Below are 3996 nucleotides of genomic sequence, written 5' to 3'. Positions count from 1 at the left end.
TTCGCAGGTTAGCAGGCCGGCAGCGCTAAACATAAACACTGGACATTATGCGCAGTCGCCCCGGGCTGGACGAGAAGATAATTCGATGGTCAAGAGATGCGCTGAGGCGTTTGCTTCCCTCAGTGCCGGAAAGCCTCAAAGGCCGGTTTTGCAGGGAAAGGAGTTGTGCTTGCCTCACAGCAACACTCCAAAGAAGTTTCGGCGGGCCCACCTACGTCACGACAATCAGCCGCAGAGGGCCGCCTTATACGCGCTATGGTCTTCGACCGCGCGTCAGCATGGGATGGCACTCAATGCCATTGGGGATTGGATTTGTAGAAGTCCAGAACATAGGCGCGAAGACAGCGGATATTGCACCACTCAGCGGGGATAAAGCCTTCCTCTGCCGTCATAGAGCAAAGACGCTCAAGCAACTGCAGGAAGAACAGGTACGTGAAGTGATAGCCGTTCTCCTCGGCCTCATCAGCCACGCGAAAGAAACGTTCCTTAAGCTCGACGAAACCCAGCCGGTCAACAATGGATGACTCATAGGCAGCCCACGCATCAGAAGCGGGGTTGCTTCGGCGTTCGACAGGTTTGGAGGGAGCCAGTTCGGCGCTGGCCTGCTCGGTCAAAGGAAGGTCAACCTGGGTATGGCGATCGCCATCAGGCAGAGGATCCCCGATAACGGGCAAGGATCCGGTGTTTTTGTATACAGAAATCAAAGCCCGAACTTGCTCCAAGCATCCCTTGGGAACCCTGACCATCACGGTCTCTTCGCCTTTGGGGCGACCTGCGCCATCACGAGCACCGCCACGATTAGACATAGCGGCTCTCCTTGATCAGCTTCTTAACCTGGACAGCGGTAGCACCGGCAGGAACCGGCAGTTCGCCAAGGTCGGTACCATCGCAAGACACATCAACGCGGGTATCGCCCTTGAACCAAGAGAAGTCTGCGCCGGTACGGGTTGCGTACCCTTCCAAGATGCCTGACTTGTAGTCGAAGTTTACTGTTGCAGTTGCCATCTGATCACCCCGTTGATTTGAATTCCGTTTACATGATTCATTATAGCGCACCTTTGATTTATGTAAACACAATTCAATAAAAAGATGCCGATAAATGGGGTTATCGGCATCTGGTGAGAGATAACATCAGGACTCGACTTGTTGCACTGGCGTCCTGGTATCGGTCTTGGTGGGTTCGGGCTCTCGGTATGGGTCGAAGGTGCCACGGGCCACACGTTCGCGGCACTGGCCATCACTCATCTCTACCTTGGTCATCTGCTGCGTGTAGCACATGCAGCGGTCAGCATCAGCGATACAGGCAGCCACAACGGGCATTGTGACCACGTTGCGCAGATGGTCATAGGCCGGTGCCGTGTTGGGCTCCCCCTGCACTCTCGGGATGAAGGTCTCCCTGATATCGACCTCTTTCACCGGTGCTTGTTGGGCAGCAAGGTTAACCTGCCCTACCCCTTCGGATGGTGCTGCAGGCAAGATCGATGATCCCGAGTTCTGGGAGCTGCCAACCGGCGAGGCCACGGCGACATTGCCAGAGGGATCGATAGTAGCCAACGGCCTAGACAAGACAGAGATAACGCCCCAGATAAGCATAGGAATAAGCAGAATGCCCACGCACATGACTATAAGCGCCTTGGGGATACGGAATTTCACCTTCTGGTGAATAGAGGCAGATTTATAAAGGCCGAATGAGCGTTTAGGGTGAGAAAACCTTATTTTTGAAATGGCAGACTTCCATGCGTTATCAGGGGAAGTTTTGCATTCTGACCATTCGTAAGCGTAAACGCCGAGCGGCGTTCTGCGGATGTGAATATGACGACCGACAAGACGGCGAACGTTAGGGTGAATAAGGTTTGGGTGCTGAGTCATGATTGTAAAATCAAGACCGCGATGACGGTGAACCTCTAATTCGGCTATGGAAGGATGCGGGGTTTTACCTGCTGCCTCGGGCCGCCAAATACGCTGAACCTCATCAATGACAATATGAGCACCTTCCGGCGCCCACGTAGGCCAATCAAGCGGGTCGGGTGCTGGTTCGTGAGGAATAAGAAGATCTGGAATATTATCAACGTAGAGTGCCCTACCCGCCTCAGATTCGGGACGCAATATCTGGTCAACGCAATAAAGGGTTTTGCCAGAGCCAGGAACACCTGTGATTAATGTAATCATTTGAGTTGAAACCTCTTCATAACTTGAAGTGACAAGCGGGCAAGGATGGAACCGACAATAATGCCGAGACCATCGTTAATCCCACCCATGGCGAATATCTTCAATATATCGGATGGCAAGGTGAAATAGATTCCTTGCGATTTGGATATAAGGAGATTAAACGCTGCAACAACTCCAGCGTAACTAACAATGCCTATTCCGAGCTGTAATAAAACTCGGGTAACAATAGGCCCAGCGATAGAGAGTAACCAAGCGGCAAGGCTTCCCATCACTCACCCCCTTTCTTGAAGTTGTAACCGGTGATAATCAAGCCAGCGATGAAGAAGGCCAGCGCGATAATAAGCGGGCGAAGCTTTGTCACGAAGTCGCAAACAGGCTGGTAAGTGACGCTAATAGAGTCACCGCCCCACAGTGGAATCGTGGTGGGCGCAGGGCATTGAGCATTAGAAGCGCCCCAGGGTGTATAGGTGACATTAACCGGAAGCTCGACAACTTCTAGTGGCTTATCCTCAAGCTGACCAAGCTCAACGCAGGCAATAGACATGGGATTAGCTTCACAGAACGTGGGTTTCTCTTTCTCAGGTTGCGGAGCGCCACCAGAGCCGCCAGCAGGGCCAGTATCAGGGACAGTTTCAGGGTTGGTTGCACCTTCAATCTTTACAGGGCCAATATCAACCCTGACACGGTTAGGCTGCCCAGGTTGAGGAGAAGGTGAAACATCCATCCTATCGCGCCACCATTGACCATCCTTAAAATAAGGGTCTCCAAGCCATTCGGAATAAGGGTTGAACTTAGTAGAGGAAATGGGTATTCCGCCATCTCTTAGTGATGGAATGTTATTAAAACCATCAGCCATGACAGGCAAACTAGGGTCAGGATAAGAATTAAAGTAATCACCGGGGATTGGAGTAGGTTTGGGTTTGTTAGGATCGATTTCAAATTTACAAGAAGCAACAGAAACAAGAGGGGTGCAACTATTTTTACCGTAAGAAACATGACCGTTAGGCATGCCGTTATGAATCCAACTCAAATTGCAGCGATTTGGATTGATAGTAATGGAAGATATTTTAACTCCATCACCGGAAATAAGATTGTCGCAAGCCTCCCGAGCAGTGGAGCCGCGATTACACTTCATCATGCCATTACAAGCTTCGTAGTAAGTGCCGTACTGATATGTGTCATCATAACCAGATGAATCAGCAGGATGACACCAAATAGGCGAGGTAGGATCACAAGGAACTAATTGAGGCTGAGTACCATCACCATTAGATAACCAATCATAAACCTCATAAGCTCCAGCGGCAGCAATACCGTAAGGGCCAAGTTTATTAACAACTCCCCTAAACGTGTTTTTTGCGATATTGCGCTCAACGGCTAAGGAAACAGCGGTTGATGCAGTGGTTCCAGAAACTGTTACAGCGCCGGTTGTACGAACAAAACCCATGCTATCCATAACACCAGAGGCAGTCCAAACGCCATTTGCCTGTTTAACCCCCTCAAGCGTCATTGTCGTATAAGCAGCACTAGCCAGAACGGGGAGGATAAGGAGCAAGAGGATAAATGATTTAAGTAAACGCATATCAAATGCCCGCCTCTTTCTCTCTGGCCTCGATCGCCTTCTCTCGAAGTTCGAGTTCACGGCGCCATTCTCTGAAGGTCTGGATATGGCGGCGCATAACGGGATAGCGGTAGCGGGTATAGAGAAACGACCAGAGGCCATAGAAGACAGCAAAGCCAAGCACAGAGCCGAAGGCAGTACCGAGGGCAACATCTACCAGGAACATTGAGGAAGAAGCTTCGTAGACAGCTGCAGAGCAATCGGCAACG

At 51.0% G+C, this 3996-nt stretch carries 6 protein-coding genes; all 6 read right to left on the bottom strand.

The window, feature by feature from the left end; genetic code table 11:
* Positions 1–290 precede the first annotated feature (290 nt).
* Positions 291–806 (bottom strand): hypothetical protein, encoded by a 516-nt coding sequence (locus AACS18_RS02600; RefSeq protein ID WP_108612025.1) that lies wholly within the window; start codon positions 804–806, stop codon positions 291–293.
* Entirely contained in the window at positions 799–1005 is a 207-nt protein-coding gene (locus AACS18_RS02595) for a hypothetical protein (protein ID WP_108612024.1), read from the bottom strand. Before AACS18_RS02595 ends, AACS18_RS02600 begins: the two co-directional genes overlap by 8 nt.
* Positions 1006–1131: 126 nt before the next feature.
* Complete coding sequence (locus AACS18_RS02590) at positions 1132–2169, bottom strand: zonular occludens toxin domain-containing protein (RefSeq protein WP_108612026.1); 1038 nt, start codon at positions 2167–2169, stop codon at positions 1132–1134.
* Entirely contained in the window at positions 2166–2438 is a 273-nt protein-coding gene (locus AACS18_RS02585) for a DUF2523 domain-containing protein (RefSeq protein WP_108612023.1), read from the bottom strand. The genes AACS18_RS02590 and AACS18_RS02585 overlap by 4 nt, the downstream gene beginning before the upstream one ends.
* Positions 2438–3748 carry a virulence factor TspB C-terminal domain-related protein gene (locus AACS18_RS02580; protein ID WP_181363240.1) on the bottom strand — a complete coding sequence of 437 codons (1311 nt, stop codon included), beginning with the start codon at positions 3746–3748 and terminating at the stop codon, positions 2438–2440. Before AACS18_RS02580 ends, AACS18_RS02585 begins: the two co-directional genes overlap by 1 nt.
* A gap of 1 nt (position 3749) precedes the next feature.
* Positions 3750–3996, bottom strand: a 247-nt coding sequence (locus AACS18_RS02575; RefSeq protein ID WP_219927955.1) for a hypothetical protein, incomplete at its 5' end; no start/stop codon positions are given.

This window comes from Aeromonas sp. HMWF015 (assembly GCF_963878965.1).
Lineage (GTDB): Bacteria > Pseudomonadota > Gammaproteobacteria > Enterobacterales > Aeromonadaceae > Aeromonas > Aeromonas veronii.
The sequence above is the reverse complement of the archived record's forward strand: the minus strand, read 5'-3'. Positions and strand labels throughout refer to the sequence as shown.